Here is a 22,866-nt window from a genome sequence, read left to right as displayed (position 1 = left end):
GTGCAAAAGATGCTCGATCATTCCCACATCCCGGAAACCGGCCACCTCCTCTGGATCGACAAGCCGGGTGCCAGCTTCAAGATCGACGTGCATGTCGGCAGGGGCGGCATCGCCTCGGCCGCAGCCCTCGCGCATCGCAAGGCGAAGACCGGCAAGAGTTTCGCCATCAACGGCACCTTCTTCTACGCCGGTCGGCTTCTCGGAGACGTCCTGACGCTTTCCGGCCATCTCCATCTCACCTCAGAACCGAAAGCGAGAAAACGCTTCGGCTTCGCCATCACCCTCTTCGACCAGCCGACGATCTATGAGCGCGCCCTGCTCCCGGAGGCCCCCAAAGACCTCGAAGCCAGCTACCGCGCCACCTACCACGCAGCTTTGGGCGGTCTCGGGCGTCTGCTCTCCGGTGGCAAGAATGTCGCCGGTAGCGCGACGCTGAAAGACAATTCCGGCCAGTTCTTCCTCGACGATGCGATCCGCAAAACCTCGCGGCCGGCGCTCGGCATCGACACATCCGGCCGGCTTCTCGTCTTCGTCGCAACCGAAAAGGAAACCCCCGCCCATAAGGGCATGAGGCCCGCCGAAATGGCGGACGCCATGCAGGCGAGAGGCGTCACCGACGCGGTCTTCCTCGACGGGGGCGGCTCCACCTCGCTTGCCGTCAACGACAAGGTCCTCGTGAAAGGGGGCAATGACAGCTCCATCCCCTGCTGGGTGATCGGTTATGGATAAAACGCTTGCGGCCTCTCGCGGCACTGCCTCCACTGCCGCCCTCTCCCCAGCTGTCGCCTTTCCGGGTGGCGCCAGTCCGCGCCGGCTCGTCTTCGCGCCCGGCGTCAAAGCCATCCGGGATTTTCGCACGGGCCGCTTTGCGCTGTTCAACGATTGCGAAGTGCCGGTTTCCCGCTACCTCGTCTTCGACGCCGACGAGAGCGACGTCCTTGCGCTCAGACGGGGCCTCGACGAGGAGGCGTTCCGTGCCGCCGTCCCGAGAAAGGCGGAGGATTATCTCACCGCGTTCGAGGAGGAGCGTTTCTTCGCCCCGCCCGAGCCGGCCGCAGACTGCATCCGCCAAGTGCGCCGCGGCTACGACGCGGCGATGCGGGCGCGCGAAACCGCCTTCCGCCAGGACCTGGACGAGAAGCTGGAGATCTTCCGTCGCGACGGCACCAGGCCCTGGTCGACCTTCGCTCCACCGGATTCGGCCCCCTTCGTGGAAGTGTCGCTCCTCATCACCGACGCCTGCAATCTGCGCTGCCGGTACTGCCATGTGATGGATAACGCGCCGGCCGAGCCGTCCGAAAAAGCCGTCGGCGTCATGTCGGAGGCGACGCTTGCGGCCTTCGCCCGCACATTTGTCGATTACATCCGCCAGCGCTGGGGCATTGGATGCCTCAACGTCGTGTTCTTCGGGGGCCAGCCATCGTTGAAGGGCAAGGTGCGCGACTTCCTTTGTCACGCGGCCGCATACCTCAGCGCCTATGCCGCCCGCGAAAAGATCTTCATCCGCTTCGCGATCGACGACAACGGCACGCAGATCGACGACGATCTCATCGCCTTCTTCAAAGCCTACGATGTTCGTGTCGCGCTCTCCTTCGATCCGCCTGTGGAGGTGAACGACTGGCAGCGCCCCTTCCCCGGCCACCATTCAAAGAGCGGCAAGACGGTCGAGAACGGGCTGCGGCGGCTCCTCGATGCCGGCGTGCGCGTCGGCCTGCGCGCCACGGTGAGCGATCACAACCAGAGCGCCGTGCGCCGATCGATCGAGAAATATGCCGCCTGGGGGCTGAGCGCCGCCTCCTTCATCCCCATGCAGGACGTCGCCCATGGCAGACGGGTTGCCGGCGTCGCAGCACCGGATCCGGCAATCTTGAAGCGGGAATATCTCGACGCCTTCGAGACGGTGCTGAACCTCTATGACTGGACGGGCCGCATCTTCGATTTCGGACCCGTCACCTCGCTCCTTCACCGCGTGGCCCGCGGCGGCGAACGCCAGACCTGCGGCATGGGCGACATCTATTTCGCCGTCGATCCGACGGGCCGCGCTTTTGCCTGTCACCGCGACCTCATCGACCGCTATCTCATCGGCGATGTCGCCGCCCCGGACTGCACGCGGCGTCTGCTCGACGCACCGCTGGAACAGACCTGCCCGCAGGTGACGAGCTTTTATGATCCCGATCTTTTCTGCGAGCATCCGAACGCCTGTGCCGCGGAGGCCGGCAACGCGGTTTCCTGCGCCGCCTGCCCCATCCTCGCCTTCTGCGGCGGCTCGTGTCCCGCCGCAAGCCTCGCCCATTACGGCTGCACCAATATCGGCGTCTCCGTCCTCGTCGATTCCGATCCCGCGCGCGGGACCGAACGATGCCGCTTCAGCCGCGAATTGGTGGAAGAGCTCTTCTGGCGCTTCATCGACGAACCCCAGGGATCGCTTTTCAGGCGCTATTGCACGGCCCTCTTCGGCGAGGTGTTGGCATGAACCTCCTCCTCATCGAACGCTGCAACCTCACCTGCGCCTATTGCTTCTTCGCCGGCAGCCTGAATGCCCGCCCGGCGGAGCGCGGCGGTCACGACATCATCTCTGAAGAGAATTTCCGCCTCGCCCTGCGTTACGGGCGGGATTTCGTCGCCACGGGGCTTCGCGACAGCGTCAACCTGCTCGGCGGCGAACCGACGCTGCACCCGCGCTTTCGTGAGCTCCTTGCAATCGCCCGCTCGCGCGAATTCGCTCTGCCGAACGGTGCGCCGCTGCCCGTCAACGTTTTCTCCAACGGCATCTTCGAGCCTCAGATCGCCGAATTCCTCGGCGAAACGCCCTGCGGACTGATGCTCAATATCAACCATCCGTTGAGCTATCGCGGGCGCCTGTGGCGCCGGCTCAACGCCAATCTCGACATCATCGCCCGCGGCCGCGGGCGTGAACCGTTCAGCCTCAGCCTCAACCTCTTCGCGCCCGATCAGGAGGTCGACTTCGTCTTCGATCTCCTGGAACGCTATGGCGCGCGGCATCTGCGGGTCGACGTCGCCAAACCCAATTCCGCGGCAACCAACACCCATGTCGGCTTTGAGGCGCTGCCCGCGATGATGCCGCTCTTCGAAAAGATCGCCGAACGCTGCCAGAAGGACGGCATCGCCCTCAACACGGATTGCTGCCTTCCCGTCTGCGCGGTCGACAACGAGCGTCTGGCACGCCTGAAAGAGGCCGGGATATTCCTGTCCTTCGCCTGCCCCGGCGCCATCGACGTGACGCCCGGCCTTCAGCTTTTTTATTGCGGGCCTTTGAAGCATCTGAGCTTCGGCCGCATCGACGGTTATGCGGACGCCAAGGAAATCGTCGAGACGATCGAAGAGACGGTCCAAACGCTGCGCTGGGAGGTCCCGACCCGGAAGGCGTGTGAGACCTGCAAATGGCGCACCCTCGATATCTGCCAGGGCGGCTGTCTCGCCTTCAAGCCGCTGGCCACAGCCGAACGAAGGAGCCACGATGAAGAAGACCTACACGCTGAGCGCCTATGGCCGAAGCCACAGGCGGGAGCAGATCGCGGAACCGGGGCCATCGCAACCGGCTGCGGAGGCGGATGACCTTCATGTCCGCGCGAGCTGCTACGTCAAAGATCCCTGCTACGTGAAGGACACCTGTTACGTGAAGGACACCTGTTACGTGAAGGACACCTGTTACGTGAAGGATACCTGCTACGTTAAAAACACGTGCTACGTGAAGGGCTGAGAACCGGCCGTTCGCTCGCATGCGCAGCAGTGCTTTCCAAACCGGCGCCCCCGCGCTTCGGCCCGTTCATTCGCCGGCGCAAAGTCGCGGCATTACCTTCACGATGCCGGATTTGCGCCGCATTTCCGCCTCAACGCGGACACAAGTCAAAAACAAGATTTCATCTATCGACGGTGAGCTCTAAAGGCCAATTCCGGCCCAGCCAACACCGCCGATGCTTTCAGGATAGAGACGATGGCAAATACTCCGAAGCCGGGCCCGAAGGATCCGAAGGGCGGTAAGGGCGGCAAGAAGTAATCTCTTCCAGTCCAGGTATTGTGGAGGCGGCTGCACGCAAGTGCAGTCGCCTTTTTGTTCTTAAAACCTTAGAGTAACCGAAGCGCTCGCGCAGAGATCGCGCGATGCCCGCGCATCGACTTTTCGCTACTCCCCGCCGTCACGCATTTGACACGAGCTTGGCGCGCTTTGCTGCCGCTTCGGCGATGCCGATGGCGGCAAGGGCGACCACCACATGCACGAGCTTCAGGAGCCAGGGCGCGCTCGCGATCGGCATATGGAGCTGCGCCAGCCCGACGAGGGGCAGAGCGAGACCGAGCAGGAAAGCCCCCGCGGCCACCCCCTTCGACACCGGCATCACCTTGAGCGCCAGCGCCCACAAGGTCAGCACGAAAAGCCCGCCGAACGTCATGTGAAGATGGATGGGCAATTCGTAATAACCGAACCACCAAGCCGCCCCGAGGGCCAGGGCAACGAGGGCCAACACCCTGGCGGCCATGATCAGCATTTTCGTCATCGTTCGCTCTCCAATTCAGAATGTGGTGTCTGTCGAAGCGGTATGTGCCGGAAGCCTGTGCGCGCCGCTCGCCGAAGCGCGCAAGCCGATCTGGTCCGCGTGACGCATGGGCGCGGGAAATATGAGCCCGGGAAACATGGACCCTGGAAATATGGGCGCGCGAAAGAGGTTTGCAGCGGACCTGCAGACGGTCCGAAATCTCGTTTCAAGCGGCAACCTTCAACCGTTTGGCGGCCATCTCTGCAACACCGATGGCGGCGACCGCGAGCACGAGATGTGCTGCGCCCGTCACCCGCCCGTCGATCAAAAGAAAGACCGGCGCGATGCCGGCCAGGACGACGAACGGAATGAGGATGAAACCTGCCGCCGAAATCAGCGGCTTGGCCCGCAGCAGGCGGCGGCTCAACATCCATAACGCGGCGAGAAAAATGCCGCCGGCGATCATGTGAAAGTTGAGGACTAGGTCGGAAGCACCCTCCGCCCAAATGAGCACGCCGAGAAGGAATGCAATGACAGAACAAAAGCGCGCGGTCATCGCGAGAGCCTGCGAGTTCATATGAAATGCGCCCCCGGGAAAGGCGGACGGCGGGCTTTGCCGCCGCTCCACTCTCGTTTCAAGCTCAACCTATTCGATGCCGAGCTTGTCCTTCAACAGGGCGTTGACGGCCTGCGGGTTGGCCTTGCCCTGGCTCGCCTTCATCACCTGGCCGACAAACCAGCCGATCATCGTCGGCTTTGCCTTCGCCTGCTCCACCTTATCCGGGTTGGCGGCGATCACCTCGTCGACCACCTTCTCGATGGCGCCGGTGTCGGTCACCTGCTTCATGCCCCGCGTCTCGACGATGTCGCGTGGATCGCCGCCCTCGCTGTAGACGATCTCGAAGAGGTCCTTGGCGATCTTACCGGAGATCACCCCTTCCTTGAGCATGTCGAGAATTTCGCCGAGCTGGGCCGGCGAAACCGGCGAATCCTCGATCGTTTGTCCGTCCTTGTTGAGCGCGCCCAGAAGATCGTTGATCACCCAGTTCGCCGCCTGCTTGCCGTCGCGGCCCTCCGCGACATGCTCGAAATAATCGGCGATGGCGCGCTCGGAGACGAGGATCGACGCGTCATAGGCCGACAGGCCGAAAGCCTGGATCAGCCGCACGCGCTTGTCGTCGGGCAATTCCGGCAGATCGGCGGCCAGCGCCTCGACATAGGCGGCGTCGAACTCGAGCGGCAGAAGGTCGGGATCGGGGAAATAGCGATAATCATGCGCCTCTTCCTTGGAGCGCATGGACCGCGTCTCGCCCTTGTTGGGATCGAAGAGCCGCGTCTCCTGATCGATCTTGCCGCCATCCTCGATGACGCCGATCTGGCGGCGCGCTTCATATTCGATCGCCTGCCCGGCGAAGCGAATGGAATTGACGTTCTTGATTTCGCAACGGGTGCCGAAAGGCTCGCCCGGCCGGCGCACCGAAACGTTGATGTCCGCCCGGAGATTGCCCTTGTCCATATCGGCGTCGGAGGTCCGGAGATAGCGCAGGATCGAACGCAGCTTGGCGAGATAGGCCTTGGCCTCCTCGGACGACCTGAGATCGGGCTTGGAGACGATCTCCATCAGGGCGACGCCCGAGCGGTTGAGATCGACGAAGCTCATCGTCTCGTGTTGGTCGTGCAGCGACTTGCCGGCATCCTGTTCCAGATGCAGCCGCTCGATGCCGATCATGATCTCTTCGAACTCGCCCTTCTTGTCGGGACCGACCTCGACGATGATCTCGCCCTCGCCGACGATCGGCTGGTCGTACTGCGAGATCTGATAACCCTGAGGAAGATCGGGATAGAAGTAGTTCTTGCGGGCGAAAACCGAGCGATGGTTGATCTCAGCCTTGAGGCCGAGCCCCGTGCGCACCGCCTGCGCCACGCATTCCTCGTTGATCACCGGCAGCATGCCGGGCATGGCCGCATCGACGAGGCTCACATGATCGTTCGGCTCGCCTCCGAACGCCGTGGCGGCGCCGGAAAAGAGCTTCGAGTTCGAAGCGACCTGGGCATGGACTTCCATGCCGATGACGATTTCCCAGTCACCGGTCGCACCGGCGATGAGGTTTTTGGGATTGGTATTGCGGTTTTCGGCGATCATTCGCAAAGGCTCCAGCGTTGCGCCCGCTATAGACCACCGTTTCGCCGAAAGGAAAGAGGCCAGTCGCCCGCCGCCGGCCGCGCGCCAGATCGCAAGGCTGCACCCGGCATCCCGGCAAGGCTCAGCCTCCGGGGAGAGACCTCAGTAGCAGCAATATTCCGGCGGAGGCGGGATCTCGCCGGGAAGGAGCGTCTCGCCGGTGGCGCAATAGAAATACGGCGTGCGCGCCGGAACGGTCGGCCGCCCCTCTTTGTCGAAGAGTTTCACGGTCTCCCCGCCGATCGGACACACCACCACCTGCGGCTGCGGATCGACCGGGGGATAATAGCCGACATCGAGATCGGCGGCCCTGGCTGCGGAAACGCTCGCCGCCAGCATTCCGATGGCCGCCGCGGACAATGCAGCCACAGCGAGCATCTGCCGCGCCGTACGCCAGTATTCTCGTCTCATGAAACTCCCCAGCGCTCGATCAACCTTGCCCAAATTGAGGCAAATCGAGCTGGAAATGGTTAACAGAGCGAAGTGTTCCCGGCCGAGTTGCTGTCATCGTAAATTTTCAGTTAACGCGCGCAGGGCAGGCGAATTGATCCTGATCAATGTTCGACTTTGCCCGCGGCCATAATTTCGCCATACGCGGGCAGCCCGCAGCACGGCGGAGGCGAGTATGGCACTCAAGAAGCGCTACCTCGAACACCTGAACCGGATGCGTCGAATGATGGCGATCTATGGTTTGGGCCCGAGCGATGTCACGAACATGCTCGGCGACAACGAGACGCGCAACGCCCTCGGCCGCTGTATCACCTGCGACTCTGTATGCCCTTGCGAAGCATACCTTGCAGACGGTGAGAATGCGGACGCGCCAGTTTTTTGCCCGAACCTGCAACTTATCGAGGCACTCGCCGCCCAGCTGGACGGCGACCCGAGACAGGCCCGGTCCGAAAGCGCCGATTTGAGTGCCTGGCACTCAATCGATCGACGTGGCGTCCGCTTCGGCGCCTCTGCCTGAACCTCGGAGGGCAGCCAAAGCGAATACGCCCAACGGATGGGGGCCGGGGTAGGCGGTGACGTGAGCGGCTTGGGGGGAGCTCGGGACTTCGGTCTCGTGCCAAGGATCCGCTCCGTCTCCGCCTGCCCCATTTAGCTTGGGGCCCATTCCGCTTGAGCCCGCCCCTGTCTGAGGCGTCAGACAGGCAACGGCCCGACCCCCCACCTGCGGCCGGCGACCGGCGACCGGCGACCGAGACATCCGCCATCGCGCATCGCTGACCAGCATCGTTGGCACAACCTCTGCGAGATTTCCGCAGTCGCCGACCGATTCTCGCGGCCCGCTGCGCCCGCCCGCCGGCGGCATCGCCCTCGCCGTCAAAGCCCGCGGGGCTGCCTCTCGTCCTCCCTCCATGCATTGAAAAGATTGCGCCCTGCGACAAAACGCGGGAAGAAGACCTCCGTCCCAGCCTTTCTTTTTCAATGCCCGCCCACCGCCTTATCCCGCTCATCATCGCGGTCGCGCTCTTCATGGAAAACATGGACGCGACCATGATTTCCACGTCGCTCCCGCAGATCGCGGCCGATATCGGCACCACGCCGATCGCGCTCAAGCTCGCCTTGACCGTCTATCTTCTGTCGCTTGCGATCTTCATCCCGGTCTCCGGCTGGGCGGCGGACCGGTTCGGCGCGCGGCGGGTTTTCACCTCGGCGATCGTCGTCTTCATGATCGGCTCGCTTGCCTGCGCCGCCTCCAATTCGCTCATGAACTTCGTCGGCGCCCGCTTCCTGCAGGGGCTGGGCGGCGCCATGATGACGCCGGTCGGCCGCCTCGTGATCATGCGCACGGTGGAAAAGCGCGATTTCGTCAACGCCATGGCGTGGTTTTCCATCCCCGCTCTGCTGGGACCGATCTCCGGCCCGCCGCTCGGCGGCTTCATCACCACCTATTTCTCCTGGCACTGGATCTTTCTGATCAACATTCCGATCGGCATTCTGGGCATCTTCTTCGCGCTCCGCTTCGTGCCGGAATTGAAATCGGAGGAAACGCGCCCGCTCGATTCGCTCGGCGTCGTGCTGATGGGGCTCGCGAGTTCAGGCCTCGTCTTCGGCTTTTCCGTCGCAAGTCTCGGCGTGCTGCCGGCGTTCGCCTGGCAGGCGATGATCGTCACCGGCGGCGTGTCCGCTCTCGCCTATCTCCGCCACGCGCGGCGTGTCGCCTATCCCGTGGTCGACCTCTCCCTCATCCGCGTACCGTCTTTCGGCTTGAGTCTCGGCGGAGCCACCCTCTTCCGCATCGGCGTCGGCGCCATGCCCTTCCTCCTGCCCTTGATGCTGCAGATGGGTTTTGGCCTCAGCCCGTTTCACAGCGGCCTCATCACCTTCACGGGTGCGGCCGGCGCCCTTTTTATGAAGTTTCTGGCGCAGCCCATCCTGCGTCGCCTCGGCTTCCGCGCCGTCCTCGTGGTCAACACGCTGATCGGCGCAGCCTTCCTCGGCGTCATCGGCTTCTTCACCGAGGAAACCCCGGCGCTCGTCATGATGGGGCTGCTGCTTGCCGGCGGCTTCGCCCGCTCGCTGCAATTCACCTCGCTCAACGCGCTCGCCTTCGCCGATATCGACCACGAGCGCATGAGCCATGCGACGAGCCTGTGGGCGACGGCGCAGCAGATTTCTCTCGCGACCGGTGTGGCCGTCGGCGGCACGCTCTTGGAAGTTTCGATGCTCAGCCACGGCGGCGGGATCGAGGTCGGCGACTTCCACTTCGCCTTCTACGGCGTAGCGCTCGTCTCCGCGCTCTCGATGCTCTTCTTCCTGCGCCTGCCGGATGATGCGGGCTCTGAGATGAGCGGCCATATCGCCAGCCCCGCCGCAGGCAGCGGCGGCGGCCTCAGCAAGCTCTGAGCGTGCCGGTTATTCGGAGATGACCGCCTCGAACTCGATCTCGACGAGCCAGTCGGGATCGATGAGCCCCGCGGTCACCACCATCGTCGAAGCCGGACGGATCTCTCCGAACGCCTCGCCATGGGCGCGACCGACCTCTTCCCAATCCATGCGGCGGGTCAGAAAGATGCGTGTGCGTACGACATCGGCAAGGCTCGCACCCGCTTCTTCGAGCGCGATCCTGGCGATCTCGATCGAGCGGCGCGTCTGCGCCGCCGCATCTCCGACGGCAAACGCTTTGCCATCCTCGCCGATCGGCGCCGTACCACCGATCAGAACGCGGTTGCCGATCCTGACCGCCCGCGAGAAGCCGATAATCGGCTCGAACGGGCTCGCCGACGAGATGTTCTTGCGCATTGTGGTTACCAGCCTCAGTCAAACAGCGGCAATTCAGCATCCTTAAGAGGCCGCCGACGCTTTGGCGCCACCCCCCTGGCTTCGATAGCAACAAGCGCTTCCGCGACCACATTCAGATGATCCGCCAAACGATCTGCTGGCCAAATGTCCAAATTAGCCAACGTCAGCCGCCGACGTTCCCGCGGGCCACCTTCGATGGTTGCGCCGACGTCGACGTATTCAACATCGATCTTTTCCCCGTAAAATTCTTGCGCCATCAAATATCTGGAATGCACAGCGGCCATGCCGCCATAATCCTCCGCCGTTAAATATGGACCCTTGCGAGTCTGCAGATAACAAACCTTCACAACTCCTTTTTCAACAAAGAAAAAAGGAACCCTGTATGATGCAAAGCGGCCGGCACCGAAAGGAAACTTGCGCGCAGACAAGTCAAATACCTGAGTTGTGCGACCGAAAGCGTACGGCGCGGTCAACTCGATAACCTCTTGATTAAATCTAAACCCAACTCGATTCTGCTCAGACGGAGGTGCCTGCAACAACACCTTAAGCTTATGCATCCCTCGATAGGCAGCTTTTGTCACCTTCACAGCCCGGAGATAATTGAACCCTCCATCCGGGCCTTCGTAGAAAGCCAAAAGGGACGCAACTGCCGTCTCCGTGCTGGTAGTGTCAGCTCGAATAACCTCGGCCAATGGGGGTGCAATCAAGCGAGTCATCTGTTCGCTCCTTGTTCCCCCGAACATACATTGTACGCCGCGCCTTTACAAACCACTCGAGGATTAACGCATCTGGTATCAACATCCCCGGGACCGAGCGCTCCTCCGCAGCTCTCCAGACGGTATCCCAAGGCGAGCCCGGCTCATGCGTCAAATCAGAGAGCTTATATGGGTGAAAACTATAATAATATGAATATATATTTTCAAGAAATGTGGATTTTTCCGAATCTAAAACACACTTGGCATCCACAAACTCTCCAGAAAAAACATCTATAACCTTTAGCCGGCCAGTTATTTTTTGATTTTTATATACTTTTATCTGATCGTATACAGCTCTATTTACAGGCCCATGCTTCCACGCCTCGAAAGGTTGACCAACAAGAGGCTCTTGATATTTGGCCAAATGCCAAGCATGAGCGAAATAAAGTATCTTCAAGAGCTTCATAGAAGACAGCAGCTCTCCTCGTCGATCCGCGAGATCGAGAAAATGATTCGCTATGGCCCGTGAATCAAATGCCATGAGAGAGTATAGAACATAAAGCGAACAAAGACAAATGCATCCTCACCACCAGCGCTCCGGCTTGAAGGCGCCAGCCGCGTCTTCGATCACCTGCCCGGCCTTGAACAAAGTCGCCTCATCGAAGGGACGGCCGATAAGCTGCAGGCCGAGCGGCAGCCCCTTGGTATCGAGGCCGGCCGGCACCGAAATGCCCGGAAGCCCCGCCATGTTCACCGTCACCGTGAAGACGTCGTTCAGATACATTTTCACCGGGTCGGAATTCATCTCCTGGTCGGCGATGCCGAAGGCGGCCGACGGCGTCGCCGGCGTCAGAATGGCGTCGACGCCCGCGGCAAAGACATCCTCGAAATCGCGCTTGATCAGCGTACGCACCTTCTGGGCGCGCAGGTAATAGGCGTCGTAATAGCCGGCGGAGAGCACATAGGTGCCGATCATGATGCGCCGCTTCACCTCGCGGCCGAAGCCCGCCGCACGCGTCTTTTCGTACATGCCGATGATGTCGTCGCCATCGACGCGCAGGCCGTAGCGCACGCCGTCATAGCGCGCGAGGTTGGACGAAGCCTCGGCCGGCGCCACGATGTAATAGGCCGGCAGCGCGTATTTGGTGTGCGGCAGCGACACTTCGACGATCTCGGCGCCTGCGTCGCGGTACCAGTCGATGCCTTGCTGCCAGAGTTTTTCGATCTCCTCCGGCATCCCCTCGACGCGGTATTCCTTCGGCACGCCGATCTTCAGCCCCTTGACGCTTTCGCCAATCGCGGCCGGATAATCCGGCACGGCGATGTCGACGGAGGTGGAATCCTTCGCATCGACCGAGGCCATGGATTTCAGCATGATCGCCGCGTCCTTGACGGTGCGGGCGATCGGGCCCGCCTGGTCGAGCGAGGAGGCGAAGGCGACAATGCCCCAGCGCGAGCAGCGCCCGTAGGTCGGCTTGATGCCGACGGTGCCGGTGAAGGCCGCCGGCTGGCGGATCGAACCGCCCGTATCCGTCGCCGTCGCGCCGGCGCAGAGATTGGCCGCAACCGCGGCCGCCGAGCCGCCCGAGGAACCGCCCGGCACGAGATCGGTGTTCGACCCCTTCGCCCGCCACGGGCTGACGACCGGGCCGTAATACGAGGTCTCGTTGGAGGAGCCCATGGCGAACTCGTCCATGTTGAGCTTGCCGAGCATGACGGCGCCATCGGCCCACAGATTGGCCGTCACCGTTGATTCGTAGCGCGGCAGAAAGCCGTCGAGGATGTGCGAGCCCGCCTGCGAATGCACGCCTTCGGTGGCGAAGAGATCCTTGATGCCGAGCGGCACGCCCTCGAGCGTCCCTCCCTCGCCCTTGGCGAGGCGCTCATCGGAAGCTTTCGCCATGTCGCGCGCCTTGTCGGGCGTCACCGCCACATAGGCGTTGAGCGCATCGTTCGCCGCTTCGATGGCGGAGAGATACGCCTCCGTCAGCTCCACGGCGGAGAACGACTTGGCGGCAAGGCCATCGCCGATCTCGGCGATGGTGAGGGAAGTAAGATCGGTCATCGAAATCGGCTCAGTTGGAAAGGCGTTTTTCCATGAAAATGGAGACGCCGTCATCGGGATAATCGAGATAAGGACCGCGGACGGCAAAGCCGGCCGAACGGTAAAGGCTGAGAGCGGCCGCTTGTTGGTCGCCGGTTTCCAGAAGAAGCGTGGCAAGCGCCATGTCGCGGGCGCGCGCTTCGATCGCCGTGAGAATCAGACGGCCGAGGCCCCGCCCCTGCTGTCCCGGCGCCACATACATCCGCTTCACCTCGCCCTCTTCCGCAGACAGAACCCGCAGCGCTCCGCAGCCGACGGCTTTGCCCCGCTCACGGGCGACGAAGAACACGATATTGGGCTCAGACAATTCCGCCACCGTCATATGGTGGCAGGCCTCGGGAAGGTAGAAAGACAGAAGATGGGCGTTGAGCTCGGCGATGAGCTCACGCACCTCCGGCTGATCGGGATGCTCCGCAGCAATAGACGCTGACTGTTCCAGAACCGCCGTCACGGCTCATTCCACGACTTTGGGAACCAGGAAGAAATTGTCTTCGCTCAAAGGCGCGTTGGCGACGATGTCGGCGGCCTTGGCCCCGTCGGTGATCTCGTCGGCCCGCATCTTGAGCGTCATGGCGGCGACGGAGGTCATCGGCTCGACGCCCTCGACATCGACTTCCTGCAATTGCTCGACGAAGCCGAGAATGGTGTTGAGCTCGCCGCGCAGGCCCTCGGCCTCTTCCTCGGTGACTTTGATGCGGGCGAGATGCGCGACGCGTTTGACGGTTGAAAGATCGACGGACATAAAAAACCCCTCTTCTCCGGCCCGCTATAGACCGCAGAAACCGGCGCGGCAACGCCCTGAGGCCCAGGCGCACGATCCATCCCGTGCAGGCAGGCCCGTGCAGGCAGGAGGCGCGGGGCGGACACGAAACGCCGCCCCACGCCCGAAGCCTTAGAAGGCCGGACGCCTCAGACCTCCATCGTCTCTCCGACCTCGGGCACCAGCACCTTGCCGGCATCGTCGCCGAGCGCCGCCAGGAACTTGTCCGGCGTCTGATCGACCAGCGGGAAGGTGCGATAATGGCACGGGAAGATCTTTTCGAACTCGAAATAGCGCTGGCAGGCGAGCGCCGCCGTCTCGCCGCCCATCGTAAAGCGATCGCCGATCGGCACGATGCCGATGTCCGGCTTGTGCCGCTCGTGGACGAGAGCCATGTCGCCGAAAATGTCGGTGTCGCCCATATGGTAGAGCACCTTCTCGCCCGGCGCCTTGACGACGAGGCCCATCGGATTGCCGAGATAGACCGGCTTGCCGTCGACCATCATCGAGGAGGAATGCAGCGCATTGACGAAGGAGACGGTGAAGCCGCCGCAATCGACCGTACCGCCGTGATTGCCGGGATTGATCTTGTTCTCGTCGACGCCCTGCTCAGCGAGATACATGCACACCTCGAAGGAGGAGACGAGCATAGCCCCCGTCTCCTTGAGGATTGGCAGCGTGTCACCGGTATGGTCGCTGTGGCCATGCGTCAGGAGAACATGCGTCGCCCCTTTCGCCACATCCAGCGGGTCGCCCTCGAAGACGGGCGAATCCGACAGGAACGGGTCGATCATCACCACCTTGTCGGCGAATTCGAGACGGAATGCGGAATGTCCGAGCCAGGTCACTTTCATGAGATAAGCCTCCCTTGTTCGGCGATAAGTCTAGCGGGCTTTCACGACATGACGAGGGCCCCGGACAAAGCGCGCGGCATGATGAGGTCCGGCACGGCAACGTTCACGGTCGCGCCAGCGCTGTGCGGATAAAGGCCTGGCGCATCTCGGGCAGGCCGAGGCCTCTGGGCGCCAGCACATGCCGCTCGAGAAACAGCCCGGTAATGGCAAAGCCCGCCGCCAGATCTTCCTCGTCAGGCGGCGCCTCGTCGCCTTCTGCCCGCAAAAAGGCCGGCAACGGCAGCAATCGGTCCCGGTAAGGCGCCCCTGCCCCCTCGCTCACCGCGCGGCCGGATTTCGGCGACACATAGACGAGCTGCTCCGTCGTGCCGGTCGCCGCACAGGCGGTGAGATCGAGCCCGACGCCGAGCTCCTCCAGAAGCATGATCTCGAAATGCACCATCCCCGCGGCAAAGCCCGCGCGCGCGGCATCGGCGCTGAGCGCCCCGTCGAGGAGTGTCCTGAGCGCCGCATGCAGGGCCGGATGCGGGTCGCGCTCCGGCAGAAGCCTGAAATGCGCCGAGAGAAGCTGCATGCCGTAGGACGCGGTTCGGTCGGCCATGATGGCGGCGGCGCGTTCTATGATGGGTTCGGCGCGGAAATTGCCGAGATGCGCGTCGAGTCTCGCCCGCCAGGTGAGCGACAAGGTATTGCCCGGCTGCAGGATCGGCCGCTGGCGGCGCGAGCGCCCGCCCTTGACGAGGCCGAGATGACGGCCGCGCGCTTCCGTCATCACCTCGAGGATGATGTCCGCCTCGCCATGCCGGCGCGTGGACAGGACGATACCGTGCTCCGACCATTCCATGGCGCAGGCTTAGTGCGTTTCATCCGGCGACGGAAACACTTCTCGTTCGCATGCGATGCGGCGATCCGGCGAAAGACGCACGCAAGCGAGAGACGGGCAGAGAGCGAGCGGCACAACGCGCCAGGCGTCGCGCCGCTTCGCGGTGATGCTTACTTTTCGGCGGCCTTGGCCTTGGCGCGCTCGATACCTTCGATGACCAACTGCTCGGCGCCTTCCGTGTCGACCCAGCGGCCGACATCGACCCACTTGCCCTTCTCCAGATCCTTATAATGCTGGAAGAAGTGGGCGATCTGCTCGCACATGATCTGCGGCAGATCGAGATAGCTGCGCACGCCGGTATAGAACGGATGCAGCTCGTCGACCGGCACGGCGATGATCTTCTCGTCGCCGCCCGATTCGTCTTCCATGATCAGCGCCCCGACCGGACGGCAGCGGATGACGGCACCCGGCACCACCGGCACCTGGCTCACCACCATAATGTCGCAAGGATCGCCGTCCGGCGAGAGCGTGTGCGGGATGAAGCCGTAATTGCCCGGATAGAACATCGCCGTGTGCAGGAACCGATCGACGAAGATCGCGCCCGACTTCTTCTCGAGCTCGTATTTCACCGGAATGCCGCCGAGCGGAATTTCGACGATGGCATGAAGATCCCGGGGCGGGTTCTTGCCGACAGAGATATGACGTAGGTCCATAAAGATCCTCGCAGCGGGCTGCTCGTGCCGCCCTTCTTAAAGTAGATTCATAAGTTTGAAATCGCCCGCCAGCCCTTTGAGGCGATTCAGGAAGATTCCGGAGCGCAGCGCCGTGTGGCGAAAGCTGCGCCGGCAAAGCCAATCGCAGGATGGCCCTGCCGGTGAAAGACATGCGCTCTGCCATGCCGGCAAATCGGGCTCAATGCACCTTTCGGCTGGGATCGGCATCATCGACTGGAAGAGCTTATAGGTTGCGGAAAGTGAATTTCGATTTACGACGAGCGCCGCAACGCCGCTATTTCGGAAATTCCAGGCCCATCTCCCGGTAGCGTTCGGGATCGTCCGTCCAGCCTTCGCGCACCTTCACGAACAGGAAGAGGTGCACCTTGCGCTCCAGCATGTGGTGCAGCTCGCGGCGTGCGGCGATCGAGATCTGCTTGATCGTCTCGCCGCCCTTGCCGAGCAGGATCTTGCGGTGGCTTTCGCGCTCCACGAAGATCACCTGGCTGATCCTCACCGATCCGTCGCGCTTTTCTTCCCAGCTTTCCGTCTCGACCGTCGCCGAATACGGCACCTCCTGATGCAGGCGCAGCATCAGCTTCTCGCGCGTCACCTCGGCCGCGATCGCGCGTATCGGCAGGTCGGAGACCTGATCTTCCGGATAGAGATACGGCCCCTCCGGCATCGCCTCGGAGAAAAACCCCAGAAGGTCGCTGACGCCGTCGCCGTTCGCCGCCGACACCATGAAGGTGCGGGAGAACGGCAGCCGCGCATTCACCTCCGCCGTGATGGCCAAAAGCGCGTCGCGGCGCACGAGGTCGATCTTGTTCAAGATCAGGACGCGCTTGTCTTCGCGCGCCCCGGATTCGCCCAGGCGGTCGATGATGCCGAGCGCGGCTTCGTCGAGCCCGACACGTGCATCGATCAGAACGGCGGTGATATCGGCATCGGCCACCTGCGCCCAGGCGGTGCTCACCATCGCCTTTTCCAGACGCTTCTTCGGCGCGAAGATACCGGGCGTATCGACGAAGACGATCTGCGCGCCTTCGTGCATGGCAATGCCGCGGATGACGGAGCGCGTCGTCTGCACCTTATGCGTGACGATCGCCACCTTGGTGCCGACGAGCTGGTTTAACAGCGTCGACTTGCCCGCATTCGGCGCGCCGATCAGGGCCACGAAGCCCGCCCGCGTTCGCTCTTCGCTTTCAGATGATGCCGGGCTTTCAAGCTCGGTTGTCACAGCCATACCCCCTCGCGACGCAGAATGGCGGAAGCGGCCGCATGTTCGGCCTCTCGCTTCGACGGGCCTCGGCCCTCTGCCCCTTCGGCGCCTTCGATCAAAACTTTGACGGAGAATTCCGGCGCATGGTCCGGCCCTCTTCGTCCACTCTCCTGATAGCGCGGCGTCCCGTGCCCGTTGCGATGCGCCCATTCCTGCAATTCGGTCTTGGCGTCCCGCAGCGGGCCCTGCATCGTCCGCAGCCGCTTGATCCAAAAACGGTGAATGATGACCTTGGCCGCATCCAGGCCGGCATCGCGGAAGACCGCGCCGATCACCGATTCACATGTATCGGCGAGGATCGACCGCGCCGTGCGCTCCGTCGCCCGCGCCAGGCTCTCGCCGACGCGGTAATGCTCGGCAAGATGCATCTCCTCCGCCACTTCCGCACAGGCGTCGCGATTGACGAGCCGTGCGAGCCGGCGGGACAACTCGCCCTCCGGCGCCTGCGGATATTCCTCGATCAACAAATCGGCAATCACGAGGCCGAGCACCCGGTCGCCCAGGAACTCCAGCCGTTCATAGGTATTAAGCGGATCGCCGCGCCGCTCGTCACCAATCGCGCTCGCATGCGTCAGCGCGCGCTTGAGAAGGTCCGGGCGGGCGAAATGATGGCCGATCCGCTCTTCAAGATCGCCGATCGAAGCCTTGCCGCTCATAATGCTTCAAGCAGCCGGTTGTAACGCAACGACCACGGCCACCGCCAGAATTCCCAGACATGGCTGTCCTCCTCGACCGAGAAGAAGATGACCTCGGCGCGACCGACGAGATTTTCCTCCGGCACGAAGCCGACGAAATTCAAAAAGCGGCTGTCGGAGGAATTGTCGCGATTGTCGCCCATCATGAAATAATGGCCGGCCGGCACTTCGTAGACGCCGGTATTGTCCTTCTCGCCGTTGGGCGTGAGGTCGAGCGTCATATAGCTGACGCCGTCCGGCAGCGTTTCGCGGTACTGCGCGACCTTGATCTCCTGACCGAAGGCGTTCTCGCCGGTGTAATCCTCGACGCGTTCGCGCTCCACCGGCGTACCGTTGATGTAGAGAAGGCCGTTCTTCATCTGGATCTTGTCGCCGGGCAGTCCGATGACGCGCTTGATGTAATCGGTCTTGGGATCGCGCGGCAGCCGGAAGACCGCGACATCGCCGCGCTTCGGCCCGTCCCCTTCCCAGATGCGGCCGTGAATGAACGACAGGTCGATCGGGAAAGAGTAGCGCGAATAACCGTAGCTGAACTTCGAGACGAAGAGATAATCGCCGACGAGAAGTGTCGGCATCATCGATCCGGAAGGAATGTTGAAAGGGTGATAGAGAAAGGTGCGGAAGACGAGCGCGATCAAGAGCGCCTGGATAACGACCTTGAGCGTTTCGCCCAGGCCTCCGCTCGATTTGGCTTTCTCGGATTCGGCGCTGCGTTCGGCCACGTTCATGGCTCCGTCCTTGGGAAATTGCTCGCGGGTTTAACGGCAGCGTTCCCCGCCTGCAACGCCGGGCCGTCTCTGCTGCGCATTAATTCTGTTTTTGAGGCCTGAATGGGGCAGCGCCGTCAGTCTGCGCGCACCGCCTCGATCACCACGAAAGCCTGCGCCAGCGGGCCGTCGTCGGTGATGGTGAGATGGATGAGCGCTTCGTAGCCCTCGGGCGTCATCCGGGCAAGCACTTCCGCCGCCCCGCCGGTCAGCCGCATGGTGGGCTTGCCGGATGGGAGATTGACCACCCCCATATCGCGCCAGAAGACGCCCTGCCGCAGGCCCGTCCCGAGCGCCTTGGAACAGGCCTCCTTGGCGGCGAAGCGCTTGGCATAAGAGGCCGCCCGCATCCGCCGGCGTTCCGATTTCGCGCGCTCCACCTCGGTGAAGACGCGTTCGACGAACCGCATACCGAAACGATCGAGCGTCTGTTCCACCCGCCGAATGTCGATGAGATCGGAGCCGAGCCCGATGATCATGCCACCTCTCCGGCTTGCGCGCGGGCCGCATCCATCAGCCGGCGCATTTCGCGGATGCTCTCGCCGAGCCCCACGAAGATCGCCTCGCCGATGAGGTAATGGCCGATATTGAGCTCGCGGACTTCGGCAAGCGCGGCGATCGGCGCCACATTGTCATAGCCGAGCCCATGGCCTGCGTGCACTTCGAGCCCGATCGAAGCGCCATAGCGCGCCATCTCCGCAATGCGCTGGCGCTCCTCTTCGGCGCCGGCCTCGTCGCCCTCGCGCCAGAGATCGCAGAAGCGCCCGGTGTGCAATTCGACGACCGGCGCGTGAAGCGTGCGGGCCGCATCGAGCTGCGCCTTCGCCGGCTCGATGAACAGCGAGACGCGCACGCCCCTTTCGTTGAGCGCGCTCACGATCGGCCGAAGCCGTGTGAGGCTGCCGGCCGCGTCGAGCCCGCCTTCCGTGGTGCGCTCCTCGCGCCTTTCAGGAACGAGGCAGGCCGCATGCGGGCCGTGCTTCAGCGCGATTTCGAGCATCTCCTCGGTCGCCGCCATCTCCAGATTGAGCGGCAACGAGATCTCGCTCATCAGCCGATCGATATCGCCGTCGCGGATATGGCGGCGATCTTCGCGCAGATGTGCGGTGATGCCGTCGGCGCCAGCCTCCTCGGCGATTTTCGCCGCTCTTAGGGGGTCTGGATGGTCACCGCCGCGCGCATTGCGCACCGTTGCCACGTGATCGATGTTGATACCGAGCCGAAGCGAAGAGGTCATTGAATTCCGTTGAAGCTTGCACCGTTCTGCGGGGCATCGTTCGCGGCCGGCTTGCGCCGCGCGACGAAGCGCTCTCGCCGGTTTGCCTGATAGGCCGCCACGAGCCTGTAGACAATCGTGTAGGTGATGATGCCGGCGACGAGCCCGAGCGGGATGGCTCCGACCGTCATCGGCTTCAGGATCGGCAGAAGCTGCTCGAAGGATTTCTCCACCAGATCGTGTCCGAGCCGGGGCGGCGGCAGTTCGTGCGCGCCGCGCCACAGAAGATGCCCGAGCTTGTAGGTCGCGGCCCAGATGAAGGGAAAGGTGAGCGGATTTCCGATCGAGGTGCCGAGTGCCGCGGCGATGAGGTTGCCACCGATGAGCCAGGCAATGGCGAAGGAAATCACGAAATGCAGACCGAGAAACGGCGTGAACGAGGTGAAGACGCCGGCTGCGCAGCCCGCGGCGATCGCATGCGGCGTCGCCGAGAGCCGCAAAATCCGCTTCATGAAATAGAGAAACGAGCGTCGCCAGCTCGAACGCGGCCAAAGCCAGACGCGCAAGCGCTGAAAACGACCTTCCTCTATACGTCTGCGAAACAGCATCTTTCGCCTTCTGATCTCTCCGCCAGAACGATCCAGCGGCTTGAAATCCAAACTATCCGTTGACGCGCACCACGCCGCTCACCACCGATTTCGCCCTCAAGTTCCGCATGATGTGGTTCAAATGCTTGAGGTTCCAGACTTCTAGATCGATTTCAAGCTCGGTAAAGTCTCGACGGCGCTGCAACATCCGAAGATTGTCGATATTTCCGTCACTACGACCGATCGAATCTGCGATTTCGGCAAGAGATCCCGGCTCGTTGAGCGTCGAAACCCGTATCCGGGCCGGAAATCTCTCTGCAGAGCCGCCCGGAATGTCCCAGCGCACATCGACCCACCGATCCGGCTCGTTCTCAAATTCCGTCAAAGCCGGAGAATGGATCGGATAGATGGTAATCCCCTCACCTGGTGTGAGGATGCCCACGATACGGTCGCCCGGCACCGCACCGCCCTCCGGATCGAAACGGATCGGCATGTCGCCGCTCGCCCCGCGGATGGGCAGGGCGTTGTCGTCATGCGCGCCGCGACGGCCTTCCTCGTCGAGGTTGAAGCCGAGGCTCGCCCGCGCGCTATCGTGCCAGGTATTGGTGCGCGCCCCCGCCTGCGTCGCGGCCATGCGTTCGGGGAAGACGGAGTTCATCACCGCTTCGGCATTGACCTGACCGCGGCCGACGGCGGCGAGGAGATCTTCGACGTCTTCGAAGCCGAAATGGCCGACATGCTCCTTGAGGCGCGCCTCCGACCAAGGCTCCTCGAGCCGCTCGAAGGCCCGGTGCAGCGTATGGCGGCCGAGCCCCGCATATTGCTTGCGCACATGGGCGCGCGTGGCGCGGCGGATGGCGGCGCGCGCCTTGCCGGTCACGACGACGGATTCCCATGCGGGCGGCGGCCGCTGCGCTTCGGAGCGCACGATCTCCACCTCGTCGCCGTTCTCCAGGGGCGTCACGAGCGGCGTCAGCTTGCCATTGACCTTCGCCCCGACGCAGGTGTCGCCGATATCGGTATGCACCGCATAGGCGAAGTCGATCGGCGTCGCGCCGCGCGGCAGCGCGATGAGGCGCCCTTTCGGCGTGAAGCAGAAGACCTGGTCCTGAAAGAGCTCGAGCTTGGTGTTTTCCAGAAACTCTTCCGGCGCGTCGCCATGGGCGATGTGTTCCACCGTCTGGCGCAGCCAGGCATAGGCGGAGGATTCGCGCGCCAGCCGGTCGCGGTCGGCCGCAATCCCGTCCTTGTAGAGCGGATGCGCGGCGATGCCGTATTCGGCGATCCGGTCCATATCATAGGTGCGAAGCTGCAGCTCGACGCGCTGCTTGCCGGGTCCGACCACGGTCGTATGCAGCGATTGATAGCCGTTCTGCTTGGGCGTCGAGATGTAATCCTTGAACCGCCCCGGCACCATCCGCCATTCCGTATGCACGGCCCCGAGCGCCCGGTAGCAGTCGCTCACGTCGTGAAAGAAGATGCGGAAGCCGAAAATATCCGACAATTGCTCAAAGCCGACGGCCTTGCGCTGCATCTTGGCGAAGATCGAATAAGGCCGCTTCTGCCGGCCGCGGATCTCGCCGTTGATGCCGCTGTCCTGCAACCTCTTTTCAAGCGCCACCTGGATCGTCTCGATGTCGCCGCCGGTGCGCTCGCGAAGATCGACGAGCTTTGCCGCGATCGTCGCATAGGCTTCCGGATTGAGCGTGCGAAACGAAAGCTCCTCCAGCTCCTCGCGCACGGCCTGCATGCCCATGCGCCCGGCGAGCGGCGCATAGATCTCCATCGTCTCTTCGGCGATGCGGCCGCGCTTCGCCTCCGGCACGTATTGGATCGTACGCATATTGTGCAGACGGTCGGCGAGCTTGACGAGAAGCACGCGCACATCGTCGGCGACGGCGAGAAGCAGCTTTCTGAGGCTCTCCGCCTGCCGCGCCTCGCGCGACATGAGGTCGAGCCGGTCGATTTTCGTCAGCCCGTCGACGAGGCGCCCGATCTCGGTGCCGAAGAGCTTGTCGATCTCGTCGCGCGTGGCACTCGTATCTTCGATCGTGTCATGGAGAAGCGCGACGGCGACGGAGGCGTCGTCCATCCTGAGTTCGGTAATGATCGCAGCGACTTCGAGGGGATGGGAAAAGTAGGGGTCGCCGGAGGCGCGCTTCTGCGTGCCATGCTTCTTCATGGCATAGACATATGCGCGGTTGAGCAGATCTTCATTGACGGCTGGATTGTAGGCGGCGACCCGCTCGACCAGCTCGTATTGGCGCATCATCCCCAGACGTCCTCGCGGCCTTGCAGCCCTGTGCGGCTAGTGAACCGCTTTCAATGCATTTTGCCGGATATAGGCTTTACAAAGGCTGAGCGCATCCATGCGAAAAAAAAAGCCCCGCAGCGGCGGGACTTTATCGTCGCGGCGGGGAAAAAGCCCCGCCGCCGATGTCCTGAGGCC

Annotated in this window: 25 protein-coding genes; 5 read left to right on the top strand and 20 right to left on the bottom strand. The window is 62.8% G+C overall.

The window, feature by feature from the left end; all coding sequences use genetic code 11:
- Window positions 1-9: 9 nt before the first annotated feature.
- From BLP76_RS06375 to BLP76_RS06370, 3 genes are read left to right on the top strand one after another with little or no spacing between them, the layout of a single operon-like run.
- Window positions 10-729, top strand: coding sequence for a phosphodiester glycosidase family protein (locus BLP76_RS06375; protein ID WP_092810737.1), 720 nt, complete (start codon window positions 10-12; stop codon window positions 727-729).
- Window positions 722-2,473, top strand: a complete 1,752-nt coding sequence (locus BLP76_RS18555) for a radical SAM protein (protein ID WP_139163709.1) — start codon at window positions 722-724, stop codon at window positions 2,471-2,473. The genes BLP76_RS06375 and BLP76_RS18555 overlap by 8 nt, the downstream gene beginning before the upstream one ends.
- Entirely contained in the window at window positions 2,470-3,576 is a 1,107-nt protein-coding gene (locus BLP76_RS06370; protein ID WP_170130487.1) for a radical SAM protein, read from the top strand. Before BLP76_RS18555 ends, BLP76_RS06370 begins: the two co-directional genes overlap by 4 nt.
- Window positions 3,577-4,157: 581 nt before the next feature.
- On the opposite strand, the gene BLP76_RS06365 is transcribed toward BLP76_RS06370, so the two are convergent.
- The 4 genes from BLP76_RS06365 to BLP76_RS06350 all read right to left on the bottom strand — a co-directional run bounded on the left by BLP76_RS06365 (window position 4,158) and on the right by BLP76_RS06350 (window position 7,086).
- Complete coding sequence (locus tag BLP76_RS06365; protein WP_139163708.1) at window positions 4,158-4,514, bottom strand: hypothetical protein; 357 nt, start codon at window positions 4,512-4,514, stop codon at window positions 4,158-4,160.
- Between the two features lie 205 nt (window positions 4,515-4,719).
- On the bottom strand, window positions 4,720-5,049 hold the full coding sequence (locus BLP76_RS06360) for a hypothetical protein (RefSeq protein WP_139163707.1): 330 nt from the start codon (window positions 5,047-5,049) through the stop codon (window positions 4,720-4,722).
- Window positions 5,050-5,139: 90 nt separating this feature from the next.
- Window positions 5,140-6,636: an Asp-tRNA(Asn)/Glu-tRNA(Gln) amidotransferase subunit GatB gene (gene gatB / locus BLP76_RS06355; protein ID WP_092810729.1), complete on the bottom strand. Its 1,497-nt coding sequence runs from the start codon at window positions 6,634-6,636 to the stop codon at window positions 5,140-5,142.
- A gap of 141 nt (window positions 6,637-6,777) precedes the next feature.
- On the bottom strand, window positions 6,778-7,086 hold the full coding sequence (locus BLP76_RS06350; RefSeq protein WP_139163706.1) for a hypothetical protein: 309 nt from the start codon (window positions 7,084-7,086) through the stop codon (window positions 6,778-6,780).
- A gap of 214 nt (window positions 7,087-7,300) precedes the next feature.
- Between BLP76_RS06350 and BLP76_RS06345 the strand changes: the two genes are divergently transcribed.
- Window positions 7,301-7,642: a DUF6455 family protein gene (locus tag BLP76_RS06345; protein ID WP_092810725.1), complete on the top strand. Its 342-nt coding sequence runs from the start codon at window positions 7,301-7,303 to the stop codon at window positions 7,640-7,642.
- Window positions 7,643-8,160: 518 nt separating this feature from the next.
- The gene (locus BLP76_RS06340; RefSeq protein WP_244514476.1) at window positions 8,161-9,525 is read left to right on the top strand and encodes an MFS transporter; all 1,365 of its coding nucleotides are present in this window, start codon (window positions 8,161-8,163) and stop codon (window positions 9,523-9,525) included.
- 9 nt (window positions 9,526-9,534) lie between these two features.
- Here the strand turns inward: BLP76_RS06340 and BLP76_RS06335 are convergent, their stop codons facing one another.
- The 16 genes from BLP76_RS06335 to BLP76_RS06260 all read right to left on the bottom strand — a co-directional run bounded on the left by BLP76_RS06335 (window position 9,535) and on the right by BLP76_RS06260 (window position 22,689).
- A complete protein-coding gene (locus BLP76_RS06335; RefSeq protein WP_092810719.1) occupies window positions 9,535-9,921 on the bottom strand; it encodes a RidA family protein in 387 nt (128 codons plus the stop codon).
- A gap of 14 nt (window positions 9,922-9,935) precedes the next feature.
- Complete coding sequence (locus BLP76_RS06330; RefSeq protein ID WP_139163705.1) at window positions 9,936-10,637, bottom strand: hypothetical protein; 702 nt, start codon at window positions 10,635-10,637, stop codon at window positions 9,936-9,938.
- Entirely contained in the window at window positions 10,591-11,082 is a 492-nt protein-coding gene (locus BLP76_RS19245; protein ID WP_170130488.1) for a Panacea domain-containing protein, read from the bottom strand. Before BLP76_RS19245 ends, BLP76_RS06330 begins: the two co-directional genes overlap by 47 nt.
- Window positions 11,083-11,199: 117 nt before the next feature.
- The gene (gatA, locus tag BLP76_RS06320; RefSeq protein WP_092810713.1) at window positions 11,200-12,681 is read right to left on the bottom strand and encodes an Asp-tRNA(Asn)/Glu-tRNA(Gln) amidotransferase subunit GatA; all 1,482 of its coding nucleotides are present in this window, start codon (window positions 12,679-12,681) and stop codon (window positions 11,200-11,202) included.
- 10 nt (window positions 12,682-12,691) lie between these two features.
- Window positions 12,692-13,171 (bottom strand): GNAT family N-acetyltransferase, encoded by a 480-nt coding sequence (locus tag BLP76_RS06315; protein ID WP_200170599.1) that lies wholly within the window; start codon window positions 13,169-13,171, stop codon window positions 12,692-12,694.
- Between the two features lie 3 nt (window positions 13,172-13,174).
- Window positions 13,175-13,462: an Asp-tRNA(Asn)/Glu-tRNA(Gln) amidotransferase subunit GatC gene (gene gatC / locus BLP76_RS06310; RefSeq protein ID WP_092810711.1), complete on the bottom strand. Its 288-nt coding sequence runs from the start codon at window positions 13,460-13,462 to the stop codon at window positions 13,175-13,177.
- A gap of 167 nt (window positions 13,463-13,629) precedes the next feature.
- Window positions 13,630-14,334 (bottom strand): metal-dependent hydrolase, encoded by a 705-nt coding sequence (locus BLP76_RS06305; protein ID WP_092810709.1) that lies wholly within the window; start codon window positions 14,332-14,334, stop codon window positions 13,630-13,632.
- 103 nt (window positions 14,335-14,437) lie between these two features.
- Window positions 14,438-15,178: a DNA repair protein RecO gene (gene recO, locus BLP76_RS06300; protein ID WP_092810707.1), complete on the bottom strand. Its 741-nt coding sequence runs from the start codon at window positions 15,176-15,178 to the stop codon at window positions 14,438-14,440.
- 149 nt (window positions 15,179-15,327) lie between these two features.
- A complete protein-coding gene (gene ppa / locus BLP76_RS06295) occupies window positions 15,328-15,870 on the bottom strand; it encodes an inorganic diphosphatase (protein ID WP_092810705.1) in 543 nt (180 codons plus the stop codon).
- Window positions 15,871-16,165: 295 nt separating this feature from the next.
- The gene (era, locus tag BLP76_RS06290) at window positions 16,166-17,116 is read right to left on the bottom strand and encodes a GTPase Era (RefSeq protein WP_092810703.1); all 951 of its coding nucleotides are present in this window, start codon (window positions 17,114-17,116) and stop codon (window positions 16,166-16,168) included.
- A complete protein-coding gene (gene rnc / locus BLP76_RS06285; RefSeq protein ID WP_092810701.1) occupies window positions 17,107-17,808 on the bottom strand; it encodes a ribonuclease III in 702 nt (233 codons plus the stop codon). The genes era and rnc overlap by 10 nt, the downstream gene beginning before the upstream one ends.
- Window positions 17,805-18,575, bottom strand: a complete 771-nt coding sequence (lepB, locus tag BLP76_RS06280; RefSeq protein WP_092810699.1) for a signal peptidase I — start codon at window positions 18,573-18,575, stop codon at window positions 17,805-17,807. Before lepB ends, rnc begins: the two co-directional genes overlap by 4 nt.
- 116 nt (window positions 18,576-18,691) lie before the next feature.
- On the bottom strand, window positions 18,692-19,093 hold the full coding sequence (acpS, locus tag BLP76_RS06275; RefSeq protein ID WP_092810696.1) for a holo-ACP synthase: 402 nt from the start codon (window positions 19,091-19,093) through the stop codon (window positions 18,692-18,694).
- Window positions 19,090-19,851: a pyridoxine 5'-phosphate synthase gene (locus BLP76_RS06270; protein ID WP_092810694.1), complete on the bottom strand. Its 762-nt coding sequence runs from the start codon at window positions 19,849-19,851 to the stop codon at window positions 19,090-19,092. Before BLP76_RS06270 ends, acpS begins: the two co-directional genes overlap by 4 nt.
- Window positions 19,848-20,438 carry a DUF2062 domain-containing protein gene (locus BLP76_RS06265; protein ID WP_092811344.1) on the bottom strand — a complete coding sequence of 197 codons (591 nt, stop codon included), beginning with the start codon at window positions 20,436-20,438 and terminating at the stop codon, window positions 19,848-19,850. The genes BLP76_RS06270 and BLP76_RS06265 overlap by 4 nt, the downstream gene beginning before the upstream one ends.
- A gap of 52 nt (window positions 20,439-20,490) precedes the next feature.
- Window positions 20,491-22,689, bottom strand: coding sequence for a RelA/SpoT family protein (locus tag BLP76_RS06260; RefSeq protein ID WP_092810692.1), 2,199 nt, complete (start codon window positions 22,687-22,689; stop codon window positions 20,491-20,493).
- Window positions 22,690-22,866: the final 177 nt, after the last annotated feature.

Source organism: Afifella marina DSM 2698 (assembly GCF_900102695.1).
Taxonomy (GTDB): domain Bacteria; phylum Pseudomonadota; class Alphaproteobacteria; order Rhizobiales; family Afifellaceae; genus Afifella; species Afifella marina.
This window is presented reverse-complemented; position numbering and strand designations above follow the sequence as displayed.

Coding starts and splice junctions, on each gene's coding strand:
- BLP76_RS06375 (WP_092810737.1), top strand. CDS start 10: ATGCTCGATCATTCCCACATCCCGGAAACCGGCCACCTCCTCTGGATC.
- BLP76_RS18555 (WP_139163709.1), top strand. CDS start 722: ATGGATAAAACGCTTGCGGCCTCTCGCGGCACTGCCTCCACTGCCGCC.
- BLP76_RS06370 (WP_170130487.1), top strand. CDS start 2,470: ATGAACCTCCTCCTCATCGAACGCTGCAACCTCACCTGCGCCTATTGC.
- BLP76_RS06365 (WP_139163708.1), bottom strand. CDS start 4,514: ATGACGAAAATGCTGATCATGGCCGCCAGGGTGTTGGCCCTCGTTGCC.
- BLP76_RS06360 (WP_139163707.1), bottom strand. CDS start 5,049: ATGACCGCGCGCTTTTGTTCTGTCATTGCATTCCTTCTCGGCGTGCTC.
- gatB (WP_092810729.1), bottom strand. CDS start 6,636: ATGATCGCCGAAAACCGCAATACCAATCCCAAAAACCTCATCGCCGGT.
- BLP76_RS06350 (WP_139163706.1), bottom strand. CDS start 7,086: ATGAGACGAGAATACTGGCGTACGGCGCGGCAGATGCTCGCTGTGGCT.
- BLP76_RS06345 (WP_092810725.1), top strand. CDS start 7,301: ATGGCACTCAAGAAGCGCTACCTCGAACACCTGAACCGGATGCGTCGA.
- BLP76_RS06340 (WP_244514476.1), top strand. CDS start 8,161: ATGGACGCGACCATGATTTCCACGTCGCTCCCGCAGATCGCGGCCGAT.
- BLP76_RS06335 (WP_092810719.1), bottom strand. CDS start 9,921: ATGCGCAAGAACATCTCGTCGGCGAGCCCGTTCGAGCCGATTATCGGC.
- BLP76_RS06330 (WP_139163705.1), bottom strand. CDS start 10,637: ATGACTCGCTTGATTGCACCCCCATTGGCCGAGGTTATTCGAGCTGAC.
- BLP76_RS19245 (WP_170130488.1), bottom strand. CDS start 11,082: ATGAAGCTCTTGAAGATACTTTATTTCGCTCATGCTTGGCATTTGGCC.
- gatA (WP_092810713.1), bottom strand. CDS start 12,681: ATGACCGATCTTACTTCCCTCACCATCGCCGAGATCGGCGATGGCCTT.
- gatC (WP_092810711.1), bottom strand. CDS start 13,462: ATGTCCGTCGATCTTTCAACCGTCAAACGCGTCGCGCATCTCGCCCGC.
- BLP76_RS06305 (WP_092810709.1), bottom strand. CDS start 14,334: ATGAAAGTGACCTGGCTCGGACATTCCGCATTCCGTCTCGAATTCGCC.
- recO (WP_092810707.1), bottom strand. CDS start 15,178: ATGGAATGGTCGGAGCACGGTATCGTCCTGTCCACGCGCCGGCATGGC.
- ppa (WP_092810705.1), bottom strand. CDS start 15,870: ATGGACCTACGTCATATCTCTGTCGGCAAGAACCCGCCCCGGGATCTT.
- era (WP_092810703.1), bottom strand. CDS start 17,116: ATGGCTGTGACAACCGAGCTTGAAAGCCCGGCATCATCTGAAAGCGAA.
- rnc (WP_092810701.1), bottom strand. CDS start 17,808: ATGAGCGGCAAGGCTTCGATCGGCGATCTTGAAGAGCGGATCGGCCAT.
- lepB (WP_092810699.1), bottom strand. CDS start 18,575: ATGAACGTGGCCGAACGCAGCGCCGAATCCGAGAAAGCCAAATCGAGC.
- acpS (WP_092810696.1), bottom strand. CDS start 19,093: ATGATCATCGGGCTCGGCTCCGATCTCATCGACATTCGGCGGGTGGAA.
- BLP76_RS06270 (WP_092810694.1), bottom strand. CDS start 19,851: ATGACCTCTTCGCTTCGGCTCGGTATCAACATCGATCACGTGGCAACG.
- BLP76_RS06265 (WP_092811344.1), bottom strand. CDS start 20,438: ATGCTGTTTCGCAGACGTATAGAGGAAGGTCGTTTTCAGCGCTTGCGC.
- BLP76_RS06260 (WP_092810692.1), bottom strand. CDS start 22,689: ATGATGCGCCAATACGAGCTGGTCGAGCGGGTCGCCGCCTACAATCCA.